Origin of the sequence: Enterococcus sp. HMSC061C05 (assembly GCF_001814765.1) — a bacterium.
Classification (GTDB): Bacteria; Bacillota; Bacilli; order Lactobacillales; family Enterococcaceae; genus Enterococcus_B; species Enterococcus_B lactis.
This window is the reverse complement of the sequence record NZ_KV817721.1, coordinates 1-18490: the sequence shown is the minus strand read 5'-3', so window position 1 is coordinate 18490 and position 18490 is coordinate 1. Positions and strand designations below refer to the sequence as shown.

The 18490-nt window shown below is 39.1% G+C and carries 17 protein-coding genes; 4 read left to right on the top strand and 13 right to left on the bottom strand.

Translation table 11 applies throughout. From position 1 onward, the window contains the following. Window positions 1-318: 318 nt before the first annotated feature. From HMPREF2988_RS00935 to efp, 13 genes are all read right to left on the bottom strand, one after another. Window positions 319-1698: an FAD-dependent oxidoreductase gene (locus HMPREF2988_RS00935; RefSeq protein ID WP_070769822.1), complete on the bottom strand. Its 1380-nt coding sequence runs from the start codon at window positions 1696-1698 to the stop codon at window positions 319-321. Between the two features lie 173 nt (window positions 1699-1871). Next, window positions 1872-3041 carry a pyridoxal phosphate-dependent aminotransferase gene (locus HMPREF2988_RS00930; RefSeq protein WP_083314584.1) on the bottom strand — a complete coding sequence of 390 codons (1170 nt, stop codon included), beginning with the start codon at window positions 3039-3041 and terminating at the stop codon, window positions 1872-1874. Window positions 3042-3048: 7 nt separating this feature from the next. Continuing rightward, window positions 3049-4167 (bottom strand): M20 family metallopeptidase, encoded by a 1119-nt coding sequence (locus HMPREF2988_RS00925; protein ID WP_070769821.1) that lies wholly within the window; start codon window positions 4165-4167, stop codon window positions 3049-3051. After that, a complete protein-coding gene (locus HMPREF2988_RS00920) occupies window positions 4127-5488 on the bottom strand; it encodes an aspartate kinase (protein WP_002291402.1) in 1362 nt (453 codons plus the stop codon). The genes HMPREF2988_RS00925 and HMPREF2988_RS00920 overlap by 41 nt, the downstream gene beginning before the upstream one ends. Next, window positions 5485-6486, bottom strand: a complete 1002-nt coding sequence (locus tag HMPREF2988_RS00915; protein ID WP_070769820.1) for an aspartate-semialdehyde dehydrogenase — start codon at window positions 6484-6486, stop codon at window positions 5485-5487. The genes HMPREF2988_RS00920 and HMPREF2988_RS00915 overlap by 4 nt, the downstream gene beginning before the upstream one ends. Before the next feature lie 15 nt (window positions 6487-6501). Beyond that, complete coding sequence (dapD, locus tag HMPREF2988_RS00910) at window positions 6502-7197, bottom strand: 2,3,4,5-tetrahydropyridine-2,6-dicarboxylate N-acetyltransferase (protein WP_070769819.1); 696 nt, start codon at window positions 7195-7197, stop codon at window positions 6502-6504. A gap of 5 nt (window positions 7198-7202) precedes the next feature. Next, entirely contained in the window at window positions 7203-7919 is a 717-nt protein-coding gene (gene dapB, locus HMPREF2988_RS00905) for a 4-hydroxy-tetrahydrodipicolinate reductase (protein ID WP_024635453.1), read from the bottom strand. Further along, the gene (gene dapA, locus HMPREF2988_RS00900) at window positions 7916-8797 is read right to left on the bottom strand and encodes a 4-hydroxy-tetrahydrodipicolinate synthase (protein WP_070769818.1); all 882 of its coding nucleotides are present in this window, start codon (window positions 8795-8797) and stop codon (window positions 7916-7918) included. Before dapA ends, dapB begins: the two co-directional genes overlap by 4 nt. A 2-nt stretch (window positions 8798-8799) precedes the next feature. Beyond that, on the bottom strand, window positions 8800-9600 hold the full coding sequence (gene dapF / locus HMPREF2988_RS00895) for a diaminopimelate epimerase (protein ID WP_070769817.1): 801 nt from the start codon (window positions 9598-9600) through the stop codon (window positions 8800-8802). Then, window positions 9587-10846: a diaminopimelate decarboxylase gene (gene lysA, locus HMPREF2988_RS00890; RefSeq protein WP_002291394.1), complete on the bottom strand. Its 1260-nt coding sequence runs from the start codon at window positions 10844-10846 to the stop codon at window positions 9587-9589. The genes dapF and lysA overlap by 14 nt, the downstream gene beginning before the upstream one ends. 287 nt (window positions 10847-11133) lie before the next feature. Continuing rightward, on the bottom strand, window positions 11134-13029 hold the full coding sequence (locus tag HMPREF2988_RS00885) for an alkyl/aryl-sulfatase (protein ID WP_070769816.1): 1896 nt from the start codon (window positions 13027-13029) through the stop codon (window positions 11134-11136). A 127-nt stretch (window positions 13030-13156) separates the two neighbouring features. Then, a complete protein-coding gene (locus HMPREF2988_RS00880) occupies window positions 13157-13924 on the bottom strand; it encodes a J domain-containing protein (RefSeq protein WP_070769815.1) in 768 nt (255 codons plus the stop codon). Window positions 13925-14121: 197 nt separating this feature from the next. Beyond that, window positions 14122-14685, bottom strand: coding sequence for an elongation factor P (gene efp / locus HMPREF2988_RS00875; RefSeq protein ID WP_002289434.1), 564 nt, complete (start codon window positions 14683-14685; stop codon window positions 14122-14124). A gap of 426 nt (window positions 14686-15111) precedes the next feature. Here efp and HMPREF2988_RS00870 point away from each other — a divergent pair, with 426 nt between their 5' ends. From HMPREF2988_RS00870 to HMPREF2988_RS00855, 4 genes are all read left to right on the top strand, one after another. Beyond that, window positions 15112-16029, top strand: a complete 918-nt coding sequence (locus HMPREF2988_RS00870; protein WP_070769814.1) for a PLP-dependent cysteine synthase family protein — start codon at window positions 15112-15114, stop codon at window positions 16027-16029. A 12-nt stretch (window positions 16030-16041) separates the two neighbouring features. Further along, window positions 16042-17187: a cystathionine gamma-synthase gene (locus tag HMPREF2988_RS00865; protein ID WP_002373446.1), complete on the top strand. Its 1146-nt coding sequence runs from the start codon at window positions 16042-16044 to the stop codon at window positions 17185-17187. A 171-nt stretch (window positions 17188-17358) separates the two neighbouring features. Next, complete coding sequence (locus HMPREF2988_RS00860) at window positions 17359-17817, top strand: S-ribosylhomocysteine lyase (protein WP_002289439.1); 459 nt, start codon at window positions 17359-17361, stop codon at window positions 17815-17817. 160 nt (window positions 17818-17977) lie between these two features. After that, on the top strand, window positions 17978-18448 hold the full coding sequence (locus HMPREF2988_RS00855; RefSeq protein ID WP_024635446.1) for a glutathione peroxidase: 471 nt from the start codon (window positions 17978-17980) through the stop codon (window positions 18446-18448). Window positions 18449-18490: the final 42 nt, after the last annotated feature.

The window sequence follows — 18490 nt, the reverse complement described above, 5'->3', positions numbered from 1 at the left end:
TATTTTGCCGTTTGTTTCTCTAATACTCAGTTCAAAACACTGATTTTACAACCTCTTGGTAAACGGTGTTCAAAATCTTGCATCTGCGGTAATAAGTCCAACCAAGTTAAAAACATAAGAAGCTGTTTTTACTTGACTGTTCTTATTACTTGATGCAGAGCAGCTTTTTCACAACCTCCTACACGGTGTTCCAGAAGTAGCTTCTACGGAAATAAGCCGAAATTTCACAAAAATTTGAGAAGCAATTTCCGTCAATTCCTTCTTATTTCTTGAAGCTGACCACTTCTGTCACAACCTCTTTTCAAATATTTCGTTTCCTTATTCTACAAATGGTTCTTCTCCTAGTGCTTGTTGAGCGGCTAGATTCAACATGCTCCATTGTCGGTCAAAACCTGGTTGGAAGAAGAAGTCAGCTTCTGCCAGTTCTTCTAAAGTCAGTTTATTTTGGATCGCTAGTGCCAACACATTTCCTTGACCTGTAACATCATAGGTAGATAATACTGCTCCTCCTAGCAATTGATGGGTCATTGGATCTGAGAATAATTGGATGGACACTTTTGGATTTCCTTGTTCTTCTGGTACATATTTTGGTCGTAACGTATCTTCATAATAAGACACTCGTACATCTACTCCTGCTTTTGCTGCAGTGAAGCTATTCAATCCGCTTGCTGCAAAATGGTAGTCGAAGACACTTAATGCGGAGGAACCTACGACTCCGCCGAACGGTTTGTTTGGTACTTCTTCAAAAAGATGTTTTACTACATAACGTGCTTCTCTACGTGCAACAGTCGCTAAAGCGATCGGCATTTTTTTGCGTGCTGGGATAGAATAAGCAAGTGTAGCATCTCCTACTGCATACACATCTGGAAGATTCGTTTGCAAGTATTCATTCGTTTGGATCCAGCCACGTTCATCTAAGTCGACGATCCCTTTTAACCATTCTGTATTTGCCTTCACACCAGCAGCTTGGATGACTAGATCTGCTGGAATTTCTTTTTCACTTGTTTTGATTGCTTCCACTTTTCTGTTTCCGGTAAAGGCTTCGATTTTGGCGTTTGTCAAAACTTCAATACCGTTTTCATTTAGGTGTTGTTCTAAAATGTCTGTCATTTCAGCATCTAAATATGTGCCTAAGGGTCTGTCGATCACATCAAGCAAGACGACTTCTTTTCCAGCTTTTCGGCTTGCTTCTGCTGCTTCGATCCCAATGTAACCAGCACCTACGACAGCGATTTTTTTAATAGCCGGATCATTTAATTTTTCTTTGATTTTGGTTGCCCAATTGTATCCACGCATCAAATAGACATTTTCTAAATCTGCCCCTGGTACTGGCAAATTGTTTGGTTTGACACCAGAACTCAAGATCAATTTATCATAAGGATATTCTTTTGTTTCGTTATCTGATGCGCTAGTAACCGTTACTGTTTTTTTATCTGCATCGATCGTTTTTACTTCGTGATTATTTAAAATATGAACATTGGATTGCGGAAAGTTTTCTGGTCTGAAATTACGTACATCATTTACATCTGTTACCTTGTCTTCTAGATACAGCTCCATACCGCATGACATGAAGGAAACATAGTCTCCTGCTTCAAATAGCGTGATATCTACATTTTCACCGTATCGTGTCAATAGTTCCAAGATCGATTGATGCCCTCCATGAGATGCACCTACAATGACAACTTTGATTTTTTCCATTGATGAAACCTCCTTGAATATTCTTTTAAAATCATTCTAAACAATTTAAACTTAACATTACATCAGTTATGAATCAAAAGAAACGCGTTCATTTGAACCAAATTTAAAAAACAATCGGCAGCTTGCAGAATATACCGCGAAGATGCCGATTGTTTTTTGAGAAAATTCATGAATCACTGTTCTGTTAAAAAGTCTTTGATCCGTTTGCACGCTTCATGTAAGTTTTCCATACTGCTAGCATAAGAAATTCGTATATAGCCTTCTCCTTCTGGGCCAAATGCAATGCCAGGGATACACGCAACTTTTGCCTGTTCCGCTAAGTCTACACAAAACTGCCAAGAGTCGGTTTGAATGACAACTGGGAGTTTGCAAAATAAATAAAATGCACCGTTTGGCTGAGTCACTTCAAATCCTAAAGGCGCCAATTGCTGGACCAGATAGTCTCTTCGTGTTTGATATTGCTCTTTCATGTTCTCGCTATCTTTTACTCCATTTATTAGCGCTTCAGCCGCAGCTTTTTGCGACATCGTTGTAGCCGCAGTCACCAGATATTGATGGACTTTAATTAGTTCGTCAATAAGGGCTTTTTGAGCAAAAATAAACCCCACTCGCCAACCAGTCATCGCATGTGACTTGGATAGCCCGCTTATCACGATTGTTTGTTCCGGAAGATAAGAAGCTATGGACATATGCGTTCCACTGTAAGTCAATTCAGCATATACTTCATCACTTATAACAAATACCGGATATTTTTTTAAAACTTCAGCGATTGCTTCCAACTGGCTTGCAGACAATGTCGTCCCAGTGGGATTGTTAGGATAATTTAAAATGACTGCTTTGATAGCTGATCCATATTGTTCAAATGCTCGTTCAAATTGTTCCGGCTGACAGACAAACCCTGTGTCAGAAGTATTTATCGGGATCAATTCAGCACCAGCTAGTTCCACTAATGGCTGATATCCTGAATAAGCAGGCGCTGGAATAAGAACCTTGTCTCCTTCTTCTAAAACAGATAACAATGCAGAAGCAATCGCTTCCGTTGCACCAACCGTCGTCAAAACTTCCGTTTGCGGATCATAAGTTAATCCATAACGCTGCTGCTGAAACATACAAGCAGCTTCCCGCAGTTCCTCCAGTCCTCTCATTCCGGTATAGTGAGAAAAGTCTTCTTCAATCGCTGCTATTCCGGCTTGTTTGACATGTTCGGGAGTCGGAAAATCCGGTTCTCCCAAGGTGAGCTTGATCACATCTGGTATCGACGATATTTGCTGATCGAATTGCCGTATTTTAGATACTTCTATTCTAGAAAGTCTGGGATTAAATCGATTGGATAAATTCATCATTATTTACTCACTCCTCTTTTGAACTGCTATCGATTTTTTCAAGAAGATTTTCTGTAAAAAGAATCGTTTTGTACCATTCTACACCATTTTCTAAAACATCCATATCAAAATCGAACGTCGGATCATGTAAAGCAGGGGTATCACCGACACCTAAAAAGAAAAATACACATGGATATTGTTGCGTATATATGCCAAAATCTTCGGCTTGAAGAACTGGATCCTCTAATTCATGTAGTTTGTTTGAATCCGACAATGCTGCATATAAGCCGCTATGATTGATCACAGCTGGATAGCCGTCATTATAATGGAAAGAAATAGTAGCTGCATAGTGAAACTGTTCTGCTAAATGAGCTAATCCCCTCTTCAAATAATTTTGCATATCTGAACTGTAAGAACGGATACTTCCGGATACAATAACTTCTCCAGCTAAAACATTCCGGATCGTTCCACCTTGGATTTGACCAAATTTCATTAGATGATTCCACTCTGTCGGTAATTGCCGATCAAAATCATAAACATTCTTCAAAAATCGTACAGCTGCCTCCAGACTATCGATTCCTTTTTCACTAGAAGCAATATGCGCGGACTGGCCCTTGATGATAATGTCTGTTTCACTGCTTTGTGCCATCAAAGGTCCTGGTCGAGAAAAAACTTCTCCTTTCGCTAGTCCAGGCCATAGATGAAAGCCAAATATTGCTTGTACTTCATATTTATCTAACAATCCTGACTGAATAACACTTTGTGCGCCGCCGGAAATTTCTTCTGATGGCTGATAGATCAGTACTACATTATAAATAAGCTCCTCGATGTGTTCAGTTATAAAGTCGGTCAACCCTAAAAGCATCGCCATATGTCCGTCATGACCACATGCATGCATGTACCCTTCATGCTTAGAAGCAAAAGAGAGATTTGTTTCTTCTTTGACTGGCAGTGCATCGATATCTGTTCGAAAAGCAATCGTTTCTTCTTGTTGATTATCAAAATAAAGAAGCAGTCCTGTTTCGCCGATTTCATGGATAACGGCTCCACTATTTTTTACTTGTTCATATAAATATTTTTTTGTTTTGAATTCATGAAATCCGATTTCAGGAATTTGATGGAGTGCCATTCGATATTCTTTCAGCATCCGTATTCACCATCCCTTCATAGATACCCTTCACTACGGTTTCATACTGATCATTCGGTACACCGATGATTAGATTCAACTCCTGTGCTCCTTGTGATAAGATCGATGTGCGAATTTCTAATTTATTCAATATCGATAACACTTTTCCAGATAAACCGATCAATTCTTTATGCGGTCCGCCAACGACAGAGATCAAAGCTAAGTCTTCGATAACGACGATTTCTTCCACGCCAAGTGTTTCTTTTAATTCTTTTGTGATGAGAAATAATTTATCGGCAATCGCTTCTGCTGAGACGATCACTCCGATATTGTCGATCCCTGAAGGAATATGTTCGATTGATATCTCATGTTTAGCAAAAATGCTCATTGCTTTCCAGATAAACCCGATTTCATCGGACATATGACGTTTGAATAAAGTGATCGAAAGAAAATCCTTGCGTCCAGCTATTCCTGTCAATCCATTTTCCTTTTCCACTTCGTGATTCGATATTTTTGTTCCTTGAGCGAAAGGATCATTGGTATTTTTTATTTGGATGGGGATATCCGCCTCTTGAACTGGGAAAACAGCTGCTTCATGAAGAACATTAGCCCCCATATAAGCCATCTCTCTCAGTTCTCTAAAAGAGATTTCCTCGATGATTTTAGGATGATCGATGATTCGCGGATCAGCCATCATGATTCCTGAAACGTCTGTCCAATTCTCATAACTCGCCGCTTGTAGCATCTTCGCCAGTAACGCGCCAGTAATGTCGCTTCCCCCACGTCCCAATAATTTTTCTTTGCCTGCAGGGTTTGCCCCGTAAAATCCTGGAACAACCATTTTCGGATATCTTTTAAATGCTTTTGTGATTTCCTGTGCTGTTTTTTCCTCATCGATTTTTCCATCATAGTCAAAGAACAGCAGGTCCTTTGCATCAATGAACTGGTAACCAAGATACTCAGCCATCAGTCGAGCAGTCAGATATTCACCTCTGCTTACTAAATAATCTTCAGTTATCTTTTCATCTTCCAGTTGTTTTTGTATGCGTGCCAGTTCCTCTTCCATAGGTAACTGCAGGTCAAGAAGGTCTCTTACTTGAATGAAACGTTCACAGATCCTTTCCCAAAGGGGTGTCCAATCAACATGATGCTGAAGGTAGGCATAAATCAAATAAAGTAAGTCTGTTACTTTGTCATCATCTGATGTACGTTTGCCTAAAGCAGAAACAACGATCACTTGACGATTGGGATCTGAAAGAACAATTGTACGGACTTTTTTGAATTGTTCTTCATGAGACATCGATGTTCCGCCGAATTTTGCTATTTTCAGCGTATTACTCATCTTGCCACCTCCGCTATTTTCTGCATTAAAGCTGCAGCAATCTGTACGGCATTCGCAGCGGCTCCTTTGCGTATGTTATCGGCAGTTGTATAGAACAACAGTCCGTTCTCTAAAGAGGTGTCTTTTCTGATCCTCCCAGCATAAACCGTATCTGTTCCTCTAGCAAGAATGCTCGTTGGATATTTATGTGCTGCTAGATCATCTTCTAATTGGATTCCTGGAAACTGACTGAGACACTCTTTAACTTCTTCAATCGTAAACTCTTTTTGCAACTGAACGGCCACCGAGACTCCGTGTCCATTCTCGATTGGCACACGTACACAGGTTGCTGATACTGGCAAATCAGGCTGATGCAGAATCTTACGGGTCTCATTTATCATTTTCTGTTCTTCTTTGGTATAACCATTTTCCAAAGGCTGATCGATTTCTGGAATCACCGTTTGACTAATATTATACGGATACAAAGCTGGTTCCTCGTCATTTTGCGTGCGATAAAGATCTTGGATACCTTTTTGTCCAGAACCAGAAACTGCTTGATAGGTCGAATAATTGACTCGTTGGATTCCAAAGGTTTCTTGTAAAGCTTTAAGCGGTAGTACCGCTTGAATCGTTGAACAATTTGGATTCGCAATCAGCCGATTCAATGTATAGTCTTCCAGATTAACCTCTGGAACGATCAATGGAACATCCGAATCTTCTCGCCATGCCGAGGAATTATCTATAACAAATAATCCTTGACTTCTTGCGATTGGCGCAAACTCTTTGGATACAGAAGCACCTGCAGAAAATAGCGCTAAATCATATCCTTCAAATGAAGTTTCTGTCAATTCCTGTACAGTGTGTTTCTTCCCCTTGAATACACAAACTTTGCCAGCTGAACGTTTTGACGCTAATAATTTCAATCGTCCTACTGGAAAATCATATTCTTCTAACACTTTGAGCATCGTTTGTCCGACTAATCCGGTTGCCCCCACAATACAGGTATCTATTTCGCGCATTTTTCTCCATCTCCTCTATAATTCGCGTAACGCAGCAATCAATGCTGTATTTTCTTTTGTCTGATCATCACTTATTTTCAAGACACGTGCCGGTATTCCACCGACAACAGTGCCTGCTGCCACATCTTCTAAAACCACTGCTCCTGCTGCCACGACTGCATCTTTTCCGATATGGACACCTTCAACAATCACTGCATTCGCACCTATCAGTACGCCGTCTTCTACGATAACCGGTTTAGCCGATGCGGGTTCGATTACACCCGCTAAGACAGCTCCTGCACCAATATGGCAGTTTTTGCCCACTGTCGCTCGTCCACCTAAGACAGCACCCATATCAATCATCGTGTTTTCACCGATTACTGCACCGATATTGATAATCGCTCCCATCATGATCACGGCATTGTTGCCGATGGACACTTGATCTCTGATAATAGCACCTGGTTCGATACGGGCATTGATTTTTTTGATATCCAGCAAAGGAACTGCACTGTATCTTGCAGCAGTTTCGATTTCGATTTCAATGATTTTTTCCGCTTCAGCTTCTAAAACCGGAGCAATCGACTCGTAGTCACCAAAAACAACGAAGCTGTTTCCTTCACCAAAAACTTTGCTGTCTTTAAATTTGATTGGCTCGGTTACATTCAGATAGACTTTCACAGGCGTCTTTTTAGATGCCGTTTGAATGTAGCGGATGATTTCTTGAGCTTCCACGTTTCTTACACCCCTTTATCCATTAATAAATCTTCTAATTTGTAATAACCTGGTGGCTGATTTTTCAACCAGTCCGCTGCTTCTACTGCACCTGCAGCAAAGATTCGATTAGAAAAAGATTCATGTTTGACCGTAAATACTTCATCGGGAGCTGCAAACATTACCTCATGTTCACCAGGTAAAGAACCTGCACGAATACTGTGTACACCAATTTGATTTTCTTCTCTTTTTTGTCCTTGCCAGTTGTATACAGGCTGAAGCTTTTGTACTTCTTGGATTGTTTGAAGAAGCATATTCGCGGTACCAGATGGTGCATCTTTTTTACGACTATGATGTTTTTCAATCAGTTCGATCTGCCAGCCTTGCAACATTGCAGCTGCTTGCTTGATCAGTTGGTTCATCACCATGATGCCTAACGAAAAATTAGCACTATACATCACAGGTACCTGCTTGGCATGTTCTTCCATTTCTTGGAACTGTGATTGTGTATAACCTGTCGTGCCAATGACTAACGGAAGTTGATAAGACAAGCTATACGAAAGGATCATCTCTAAATTATCTGGATGAGAAAAATCAATAAGCAGTTCTGGCAGTTCCGTAAAAGCAAGTGTAGTTGCTTCTTTAGGTGCCGTCCGTAAAAGAAGGACCGTGTCTCCTCTTTCTTGTGCAACTTCTTCGACTCTATTCCCCATCTGTCCACTGCCGATCAGTCCGATTTTCATTTTTCAACCGTCCTTTCCCTTAGCAAAAGCTGAGCTAATTGTTTCTTTTTCTCTTTCGAAAGGGACACTAAAGGCAGGCGTAGAGGTCCTGAAGGTAAATTTAATAATGACATAGCTGCTTTGACAGGAATAGGATTGGTCTCACTGAACAAGGCATGGATCAGCTCAAGTGCATTTAATTGTTTTTCTTTTGCTTGCTGCCATCTTCCGTCCATCGTATCTTTTACTAACTCATGGACTATTTTAGGCTGGATATTTGCCCATACACTGATTACACCGCTCCCTCCTACACTCATTACTGGCAGGATCAAATCATCATTTCCGCTGTAAAGGCTGAATTTTTCGCTAATCAATCGAGCGGCATCCATCACATAAGCCATATCTCCTGAGGCTTCTTTCAAACCAATGATATTAGGATGTTCTGCTAAATCTACTAGTACATGGATTGGAATCGACATGCCTGTTCTAGAAGGGACATTATATAAAATAAGCGGAATTGGTGAAGCTTCTGCAATTGCTGTGAAATGAGCAGCTAATCCTGTATCACTTGTTTTGTTGTAGTAAGGAGTGATGACCAAAAGTGCATCTGCGCCCAAAGAAGCAAAATGCTTCGCTTTTTCAATCGTTTCTTTCGTATTATTCGTTCCAGCTCCTGCAATCACCGGCACACGGCCAGCCACTTTCTTTACTGTCAGTTGAAGGATCTTCTCCTCCTCAGATTGTGTGAGTGTAGAAGATTCTCCTGTTGTACCCAAAACTAATAATCCGTCTGTTTGTTCATCTAAATGGAATTGGATCAATTTTTCCAAACCAGCATAATCTACTGATCCCTCTTCATTCATCGGCGTGATCAGCGCCACGATCGAACCTTTTATCATCTTCATTCCTCCAATATTCTTGTCCATTCATGAACTGCTGGACCAGCCATTTGTATCGTATCCTCACCAGAGATCATCAAGTCTCCTTGTTCCAAGTGAACGACTACCTGATCTGCTGAAATCTTCCCAGTTTCCTTCGCAACCGCATAAGAGGCACAGCAACCTGTACCGCAAGCAAGTGTCCAACCTACTCCTCTTTCATAGGTACGGACGGTCAATTCTTGTTCATTGACTACTTCTACAAAGTTGACATTGGTTTTTTCTTTGAATAAAGGATGATGACAGATCAGTTCGCCTCTTTTTTTCCAAACTTCCTCACGCGCATTTTCAACAAAAACAACGGTATGGATCGTCCCTAAAAATAAACTAGTGATCGTTACTTTTTCGCCACCAATTTCTATTTCCTGGTTTTTTATTGGATAAGATTGTGCAGCTTTGATTTTTTCTGGAGAATCATCTGGCACTCCCATATCTACGCTGCAATAAAAAGGTGAGGGATCCAACACCGTAATTTTTCTTGTGCCTGCTAACGTCTCTACGTTGAATTCCTGTTCATCCATCCTATTTTGATCATTCACATATCGAGCAAAACAGCGAATACCATTTCCGCACATAGGGGCACGGCTACCATCTTTGTTGTAATAGATCATTTCCAACGGATCGGTTTTTACGGCGATCAATCCGTCTGTGTCATATTTTTCTTTTGCGCATAAAGAAGCGGCTAATTGAATATAATCCGTATCCTCTGTGTAATCTAATAAGATAAAATCATTTCCACAGCCATTATATTTATGAAGGATCATAAGAAACTTCCCCCCTTAGTAGATCAGAAAATGCTTGTCTGCGAACAACCAGTCTCGATTGACCATTATTGACAAAAACAACTGCTGGTCGTGTCGCTCGATTGTAGTTGCTGCTCATCGAGTATCCGTAAGCCCCCGTGGAATAAACAGCTAAAAGATCACCTGATTTTGCTTTCGGCAAATAAGTTTCTTTGATTACCACATCTCCTGATTCACACATTTTTCCTGCAATCGTCACTTTTTCTGTTTTTTCTTCCGACAGTTTTTCTGCTAAATCACAATCGTATGCTGCCTGATACAGAGCTGGGCGGATATTATCTGTCATCCCGCCATCTACAAAGTAATATTTTTTATGTGGTGTCTTTTTGATGAAGCCAATCGTGTATAGTGTTGTACCAGCTTCCCCAACAATACTTCTTCCTGGTTCGATCAGTAGTTGACGAATCGTCAGTTTTCGTTTGTCCAAAGCTTCTTCCGTATATTCAATCAGCTTTTTTAGTGCCTCTTCGATTGGGATTGGCTGATCATTTTGTGTATAACGAATCCCGAATCCTCCCCCGAGATTCAAGGAAAGTGGTTGCTCAAAATCGGTTAAGTAACTCGTCAATTTGTCGATTTCAGCTAGCCAAGCAGTAACATCAAAAATTTGTGACCCAATATGGGCATGAAAACCTTCTAACTCTAGATAACTGCTTTCTTTTATCAATTGGAGAGCTTGCTGACACTCTTTACTTTCATAGCTCATGCCGAATTTTGAATCAATATGTGCAGTGACGATATATTCATGAGTATGGGCTTCTACACCGACATTCAACCGAAGCATGACATCGACTTTTTTAGAATAGCGTTGGCTTAATTCTTCTAATAACTCGACTTCCATCAAGTTATCGGCAACAACATGCAACAACTCATTTTCAAGTGCATAGATCAGTTCTTCTGGGGTCTTGTTATTACCATGGAAATAAATAGCATCTCTAGGAAAATCAGCTTGCAAAGCGGTATAGATTTCCCCACCGCTGACAACATCCAGCCCAAATCCATATTCATGGACTAAACGTAGCATCTCAATCGTTTGGAATGCTTTAGAGGCGTAAAGCACTTTTGTATCAAAATGCTTCGATACAAAGCCTCGCTTGAATGACAGCATCGTTTGTCTCATCTTTTCTTCGTCATACACATACAGAGGTGTCTGATACTTTTCTGCTAATGTGCTTGCTGTGACTCCGCCAATTATCAATTCTGTCATTTTTTCATTCCTCTTTTCACATTTTTTCCGTTTTTATTGGAATTTCATTTGATAAAGATTTGAATTTTATTGGAATAATATTATACAAAATTTTCTGAATTGTCTAGTATATTTCGAAACATTTTTTTAAAACAAAAATAAAAAAGGGTACAAAAAATAAAATATCCGAACCATCAGAAGAATATTTCTGCATATAAGCAGAGGTTTATCGCTGTTTAGCGATGATAAACCCTTTTTACTTCCATATCGTTCGGATATCTTAAATTTATGAGTTATTTCAACTATTTTCACGGTTCCATGATATTGAAATAGTTGTTTGTATCTGCTTTAAAAAGCATGGACCAGTTTCGTGGTTCACCCGAGGAATCAAGCATTTGCTGGAGGAATGTTAATCTTTTTCCTTCATAAATGAGCGTGACCTCCTCTTTGTCTGAAGAAATAGGATAATAAGTCAAAATTCCTTGCCAGTAATCGATGAAATAAGTCGTTGTCAATGAATGGATTTGACCATTTGAAAGTTGCCAATCATCTGTGAACTTTACCATGCCCGTCTGTTGTTTTTTGGTCGAAATAGTATGGATGCTTAAATAATCCAGCAACATTTCTCCATTCATCTGTGCCGATAACTCTGACGAATCAGCCGATTCAATTGAAAACAAGTCCACATCTTCCTTTAATTCCAGTGCTCCAGTCAAGTACTCATTTCGCCAAGCCCCAGATTCCGATTGATACCCCAATTGTGTCAACGATCGTCGGCAAAGCGCTCTTGCTTCTTTATTTTCAGGATCTGCGTAAATGACCAAATTCGTAACTTTTGCCGCCCATTGATAATTTCCTTTTTCATAATCTTCATGTGCTTTTTCTAAGATGGCCTCTGCTCCACCCATGTACTTTACCATTTGTTTCGCTTCCTGTTCAGGAGGAAGCGGATTTAAATTCACCGGATTTGAATCATACCAACCGATATACTTTTGATAAACCGCCTTGCTATTATGAGCAATCGTTCCGTAATATGGTCTTAGATACCACTGGTTTATCAGCTCTTCTGGCAAAGCGACTTGTTCTGCTAATTCATTTATGGTATACCCGGCATTGACAGCTTTAAGTGATTCATCATGAATTCCTTTATATAACCGTGCTTGGTCTAGTAAATACCTGTTAATAGCATCTGGTTCCTCCTCAGTGGCGTACCGCGGCCAAGTATGCGCATGGAACAATACTTTTGCTTTTGGTCCATAGCGCCGTTGTGCCTCGATAAGGTATCTTGTCCAGCTTTTTCCATCTCGTATCTGTGCCCCTCGCAGAGTATAAAGATTATGCATCGTACAAGTGCAGTTTTCTGCCATCCAAAGCGCTTGATATGCTGGAATATACGTATTCATTTCGGCAGGGGCTTCTGTGCCAGGGGTCAATTGGAAATCCAGATGTAAGCCATCGATAGCGATTATTTTATTTTCAGTGATCTCACAAGTAGGAAGCTCAAAACTGATCGTGCCGGTAGATTGTCCTTGTCCAATCCCAACAGATAAGGAACCAAATGGGCTTTTTTCTAAGGAAGAGCCATATTGAAAGACTGCTCTTCTTCCCATGGCCTTCCCTACCATAAGGTTCTCAGAAATAGCAGCTTCCGTAAATCCTTCAGGTACATAAATCGGAACAGAAGGATCTACGTTGAAGTCTTTAAACAAACCGCGTATGCCACCAAAATGATCGACATGGGAATGACTGATAATGATTCCTGCAAGATTCCCCTCCACTTCTGGATACCCGTTTTCATTAAACCAGCAATCCGCAAACTCAATCGCTGCTCTTGAACATTCGATACTCATCAATGTATCAAAGACAATCCATTTATTGTTTGGAGTAAGAACCAGTGTGAGGTTGGCCATATCAAATCCCCGTAACTGAAAGATTTGCTCAGTGACACGAAAGAGACCCGTTTGATGGTTACATCGCGCATTTTCCCAAAGACTTGGATTCGCACAGTTTGGACATTCCTCTTCTAAAAATGCATAAGCTTTCTGGCTCCATATAACTTTTCCGTCTTGAATAATCTCTAAATGGTTAAAGGGAGCGACACAATTCTGGCTAGCTAACATAAGTTCATGATTATCCGCAAAGTTCAATTGTTTTTTTACGTTGTTATTTTCTTTCTGTGTCTCTTTCGTCGTATGCTTCTCCATTATTCAGCCTCCGTTTTCTCTTTTTAAACTAATTTAATTATAATATCATTTTAATATAAAGAGAAAGAAAACGCTGTCTTGGTTATACAAGCAGTAGGTAAACAAAAGGAAACATGGCAATTTGAAACTATTTCAAATATTTATAGGCTTCGATGATCTCTTCGTACTTTTCTTTCGCATTTTCTTCTACGGATTTATCTGGATGATACTTCATGACTTTTTGTCGATAGGCATGTTTGATCTCTTCTTTTGTTGCTTGTTCATCTACACCTAAGATCAGCCTAAAATAAGCTTCCAGTTCAAAAGGCTCATTGATTACTAAAGAAGTTTTTTCGTTGTTCCTATTTTGATTAGATGATTGTTGCGTATGCTCAGAAGTATCTTTCTTTTCATTTTTTTCTTTGAGTAAAAAAGTGAATAAATACGTACACTTACGAAAATACTTATTCAAAGAATGATAAACAACTAAACGGATACCAATTGCTACGAGAGAGATCGGAACTGTCAGCAAAATATTCCAAATCAAAGCTAATTGAAAAATAACATTTAATAAATAAAAAACAGTAACTATCGTCATACATGATCCTATGATCTGCAATGGATAAATACCATAAAATTGTAATAGACTAGACAACAGCAGGTAACTCAGTGGAATGCTTAAAAGAATAAATAATTTTACAGATAGATGCGCTTCTGTAAATCGTTGAAAATAATGGATGATAGGCTGAAAAAATTCCAATAATTCAATATATCGCCCACCTATTTCATTCGGAAGGAACATCGAAAACAAAACAACAATTATGTACAAAGCCACTTCTGGAAATGCAAGCGTTACAATTATTGCCCACAACAAAAAAATCAAAAGATAAAAAAACAGTAATAGGATGAATCCCATAAAGATTCCTCTCTTTCAAAATATTCGACAGATCACATCTTTCAATTAAATTGTATTTCAAAGTGTAAATAAAACAAATACTTTTTTATTTTTCAATCGGCTGATTCTACAAAAAACCTCTTGAAAGGCAGATCGGATGATCCACTTTTCAAGAGGCCAAGCTATGTTTTTCAACTTCTTATCAATTCGTCAGCTCATTATTTTGACGCACGTTTTACATAAGAACCTTCTGCTGTATTGATTTCCAATAATTCATCTGTTTCGATGAAGTCAGGAACATTGACCACTAAGCCAGTTTCCATTGTCGCTGGTTTACCTGAACCAGTAACTGTTGCACCTTTGATTGAAGGTTGTGTTTCCACGACACGCAACACGACAGTTGTTGGTAATTGAACACCGATAACTTCGCTACCGAAGAATTGGATTTTTACTTCCATGTTTTCTAGAATATATTTCATTTCTTCTTCTACTGTTTCTACAGGAATTTCATATTGTTCATATGTTTCCAAATCCATGAAGAAAGCTGTATCGTCCATCGTGTACAAATATTGCACAGGTTTTGTGTCGATATGTGCTTTTTCAAATTTTTCTTCTGGTCTGAATGTTGTGTCGTATGTTGCGCCTGAACGGACATCTTTCAGTTTCATACGCATAACTGTATTTCCTTTACCAGGTTTATGGTGGCTTGCATCCAGAACTTTAATCAATTTACCGTCTTGAACGAATGTCATACCGGCTCTTAAATCACTTGCTGAGATCATTATTTTTGCTCCTTCTTTTCTTTATCATAATCAACTTTATTGTATCAGACAACCGGTCAGAAAACTAGAGTATTCTCTATCTTTTAAGGTTTCATGACTATTTGTCAAAAAAAATAAACACGGGTAAACGATACTATCGAAAATTTTTTCCTTTCAAGCCTTTGACTTTTATTTTTTTTCATGCTATCGTTAATAAAAATTTTACTTGGAGGGATACACATGACAGTCAGCAACCAAAAACAATTGAATCGTTGCTGTTGTATGGTGCGTAAAAGCAGCATACTATTTGTCATGTCTATTAATTGCCCTTCATAGAATGAGTACCAGATAACTTACCTTTTTGTCTACTCAATTTTTCTCTATGTCTTTCAAGGAGCTGATTTAATAGTCAGCTCCTTTTTTTATTATCTTTTTTAGGAGGTCCATATGATTATCTCGACAATTACAGAAGCTATTGGTTCTACACCGCTTTATCGCTTTGACAATCAGCACTATTCTATGCCTAAAGGTTCTGCTATTTATGCAAAACTGGAATATTTAAATCCAGGAGGAAGTATCAAAGATCGATTGGGCAGTTATTTGATCAAAGAAGGACTTGCCCAAGGAAAAATCAATGAAAAAACGACGATCATCGAACCGACTGCCGGAAACACAGGGATTGGGATTGCTCTGGCCGCACTCACACATCGGTTAAGAACGATTTTTGTTGTTCCAGAGAAGTTCAGCTTAGAAAAACAACAATTGATGAAAGCATTGGGAGCAAAGATCATCCATTCTCCTAGTGAGAAAGGAATCGTTGGTGCCATCAGCAAAAGTAAAAAACTTGCAGAAGAGATATCAAACAGCTATCTGCCTCTTCAATTTGAAAATAAAGATAATCCCGCTGCTTACTATCATACGTTAGGACCAGAAATCTTTCATGAAACCAAAGAAGATATCCATAGTTTTGTGGCAGGGATCGGTAGCGGTGGAACCTTTGCTGGAACTTCTACCTTTTTGAAAGAAAAATATCCCGACATTCGAATAATCGGTGTAGAACCAGAGGGCTCTGTGTTAAATGGCGGAGATCCAGCCCCTCATGAAATTGAGGGTATCGGTGTAGAATTCATTCCGCCGTTTCTTTCTCCCCTTTCAATCAATCAGATCGAAACAATCTCTGATGTAGAAGGGTTTAACTATACTAGGCAATTAGCACGAGAACAAGGACTATTAGTCGGGAGTTCAAGTGGTGCGGCTTTTGCAGCAGCATTAAGAGAAATTCGTCGTTTACCACCTGGTCATCGTGTCGTTACGATTTTTCCAGACGCAGCAGACCGCTATTTATCAAAAAACATTTACTTATAGGAGGAAAGAAACATGCACATTCAAACAAAATTGATCCACGGAGGCATCAGTGAAGATCCCACAACAGGAGCTGTCAGTGTACCTATTTATCAAACATCCACTTATCGGCAAGATGGAGTCGGTCATCCTAAACAATATGAATATTCAAGATCTGGTAATCCTACTCGTTTTGCATTGGAAGAACTGATTGCTGATTTGGAAGGGGGTGTTCGAGGATTCGCTTTTTCTTCTGGTCTTTCTGGGATTCATGCCGTTTTTTCTCTTTTTGAAGCTGGCGATCATATCTTATTAGGAGATGATGTCTATGGAGGAACATTCCGTCTATTTGACAAGGTTCTTACTAAAAATGGTCTCGAGTACACGATCATAGATACGAGCAATCTTGATAAAATAGAACAATCCATCCAACCCAATACAAAAGCACTTTATCTTGAAACACCTAGCAATCCGCTTCTAAAGATTACTGATTTAGAAAAAAGTGCCACTCTGGCTCATCGACATGGATTGATAGTTATTGCTGACAACACATTTGCTACTCCTTATTTTCAAAGACCATTAGATCTTGGTTCTGATATCGTTGTCCACAGCGGCACCAAATATCTAGGCGGACACAGCGATGTAGTAGCTGGTCTAGTGACTACTAGACATAAAGAGCTGGCTGAGCAGATCGGATTTTATCAAAATGCTATCGGTGCCGTTCTTGGTCCTCAAGATAGCTGGTTACTTCAGCGTGGAATCAAGACTCTAAGTGTTCGTATGGAGGAACATCAAAAAAATGCTTTTGCAGTAGCTGATTTTCTTTTCTCTCATCCAGCAGTAGAAAAGGTCTACTATCCAGGATTACCCGATCATGAACTTTATGGAATTGCTAAGCAACAAATGAGTGGCTTTAGCGGAATGGTTTCTTTTACTTTAAAAAATGAAGCAACTGCTATTCCTTTTGTTGAATCTCTCCAACTATTTACTTTAGCAGAAAGTTTAGGTGGCGTAGAAAGTTTAGTAGAAATTCCCTCTGTCATGACTCATGCGTCTATTCCAAAAGAAAAACGTGAAGAGGCTGGCATAAAGGACGGCTTGATCCGTCTTTCTGTAGGAATTGAGTATGGTCAGGATCTCATAAACGATTTAGCTCAGGCATTTGACACAATCAAGAACTAGAAAGTCCGCATAAACGGTTTAGCAGAAAAATCTAAAAAATATTTCAGATTGCTACACCTTGGAAACGATAAGTGTTAGAATCAAGTAGAAAGACGTTTTTGTAAATTTCACTAAATAATTCTTTAGTGGAAAACATCAAAACAAATGAACAAATAGATAGGAGTCTTATAAATGAGAATGAATGTCGAAAGTTTTAATCTTGACCATACAAAAGTCAAAGCACCTTATGTACGTGTAGCCGATCGAAAAACAGGTGCACATGGCGATGTCATCATTAAATACGACGTCCGCTTTAAACAACCAAATAAAGAACACATGGATATGCCAAGTCTGCATTCATTGGAACACTTGACTGCTGAACTAATCCGTAATCATGCAGATTATATCGTAGACTGGTCACCAATGGGATGCCAAACAGGATTTTACTTGACTGTATTGAATCATGAAAGTTACGAAGATATTTTAGATGTTCTGGAAGCAACAATGAAAGATGTCCTTGAAGCTACTGAAGTACCAGCAAGCAATGAAACACAATGCGGCTGGGCTGCTAGCCATACATTAGAAGGTGCACAAGCCTTAGCTCGTGAATTTTTAGCAAAACGCGATGAATGGTCTGAAGTAGAAGCATAGTTTCTAAAAGAACGTAAAGGTGAGAAGCAATAAAGCTATCTTATCTTCGTAGTCGTTTTATTAACTATTTATTGTCTGAAAAGAGTACTAAACGAGAAAACAAATAGCTAGTTTTCAGTTTAGCACTCTTTTTATCATATAATAGAAAGGAGAAAATTTTATGTCTATCTATAATTTTGAAGTTGCTTTAGAAGACGGCACAGTTTATTCATTGGAAAAATATGCCGGCAAACCAATAATCATCGTCAATACTGCAACAAAATGCGGCCTAGCACCGCAATTCGAGCAATTAGAAAAACTTTATCAAACTTATCAGTCACAAGGTTTGGTTATATTAGGCTTTCCTTCGAATCAATTTAAACAAGAACTAGCTTCAGCGACTGAAGCCGCAGAAGCTTGTAAAGCCACTTATGGCGTTACCTTCCCTATGCATCAATTGATTGATGTAAATGGAGAAAATACAGATCCTCTTTTTACTTATCTTAAAAATGAAGCTCCTGGTACGGTCACTAAAGCCATAAAATGGAATTTCACTAAATTTTTGATTGATCGAAATGGAATAGTAATTGAACGATTTGCACCACAAACTTCTCCATTGAAAATGACTACTGCAATTGAATCCGTTCTTTAACTTAATAAAAATAAAAAAAGATGAACTATTTCTAGTTCATCT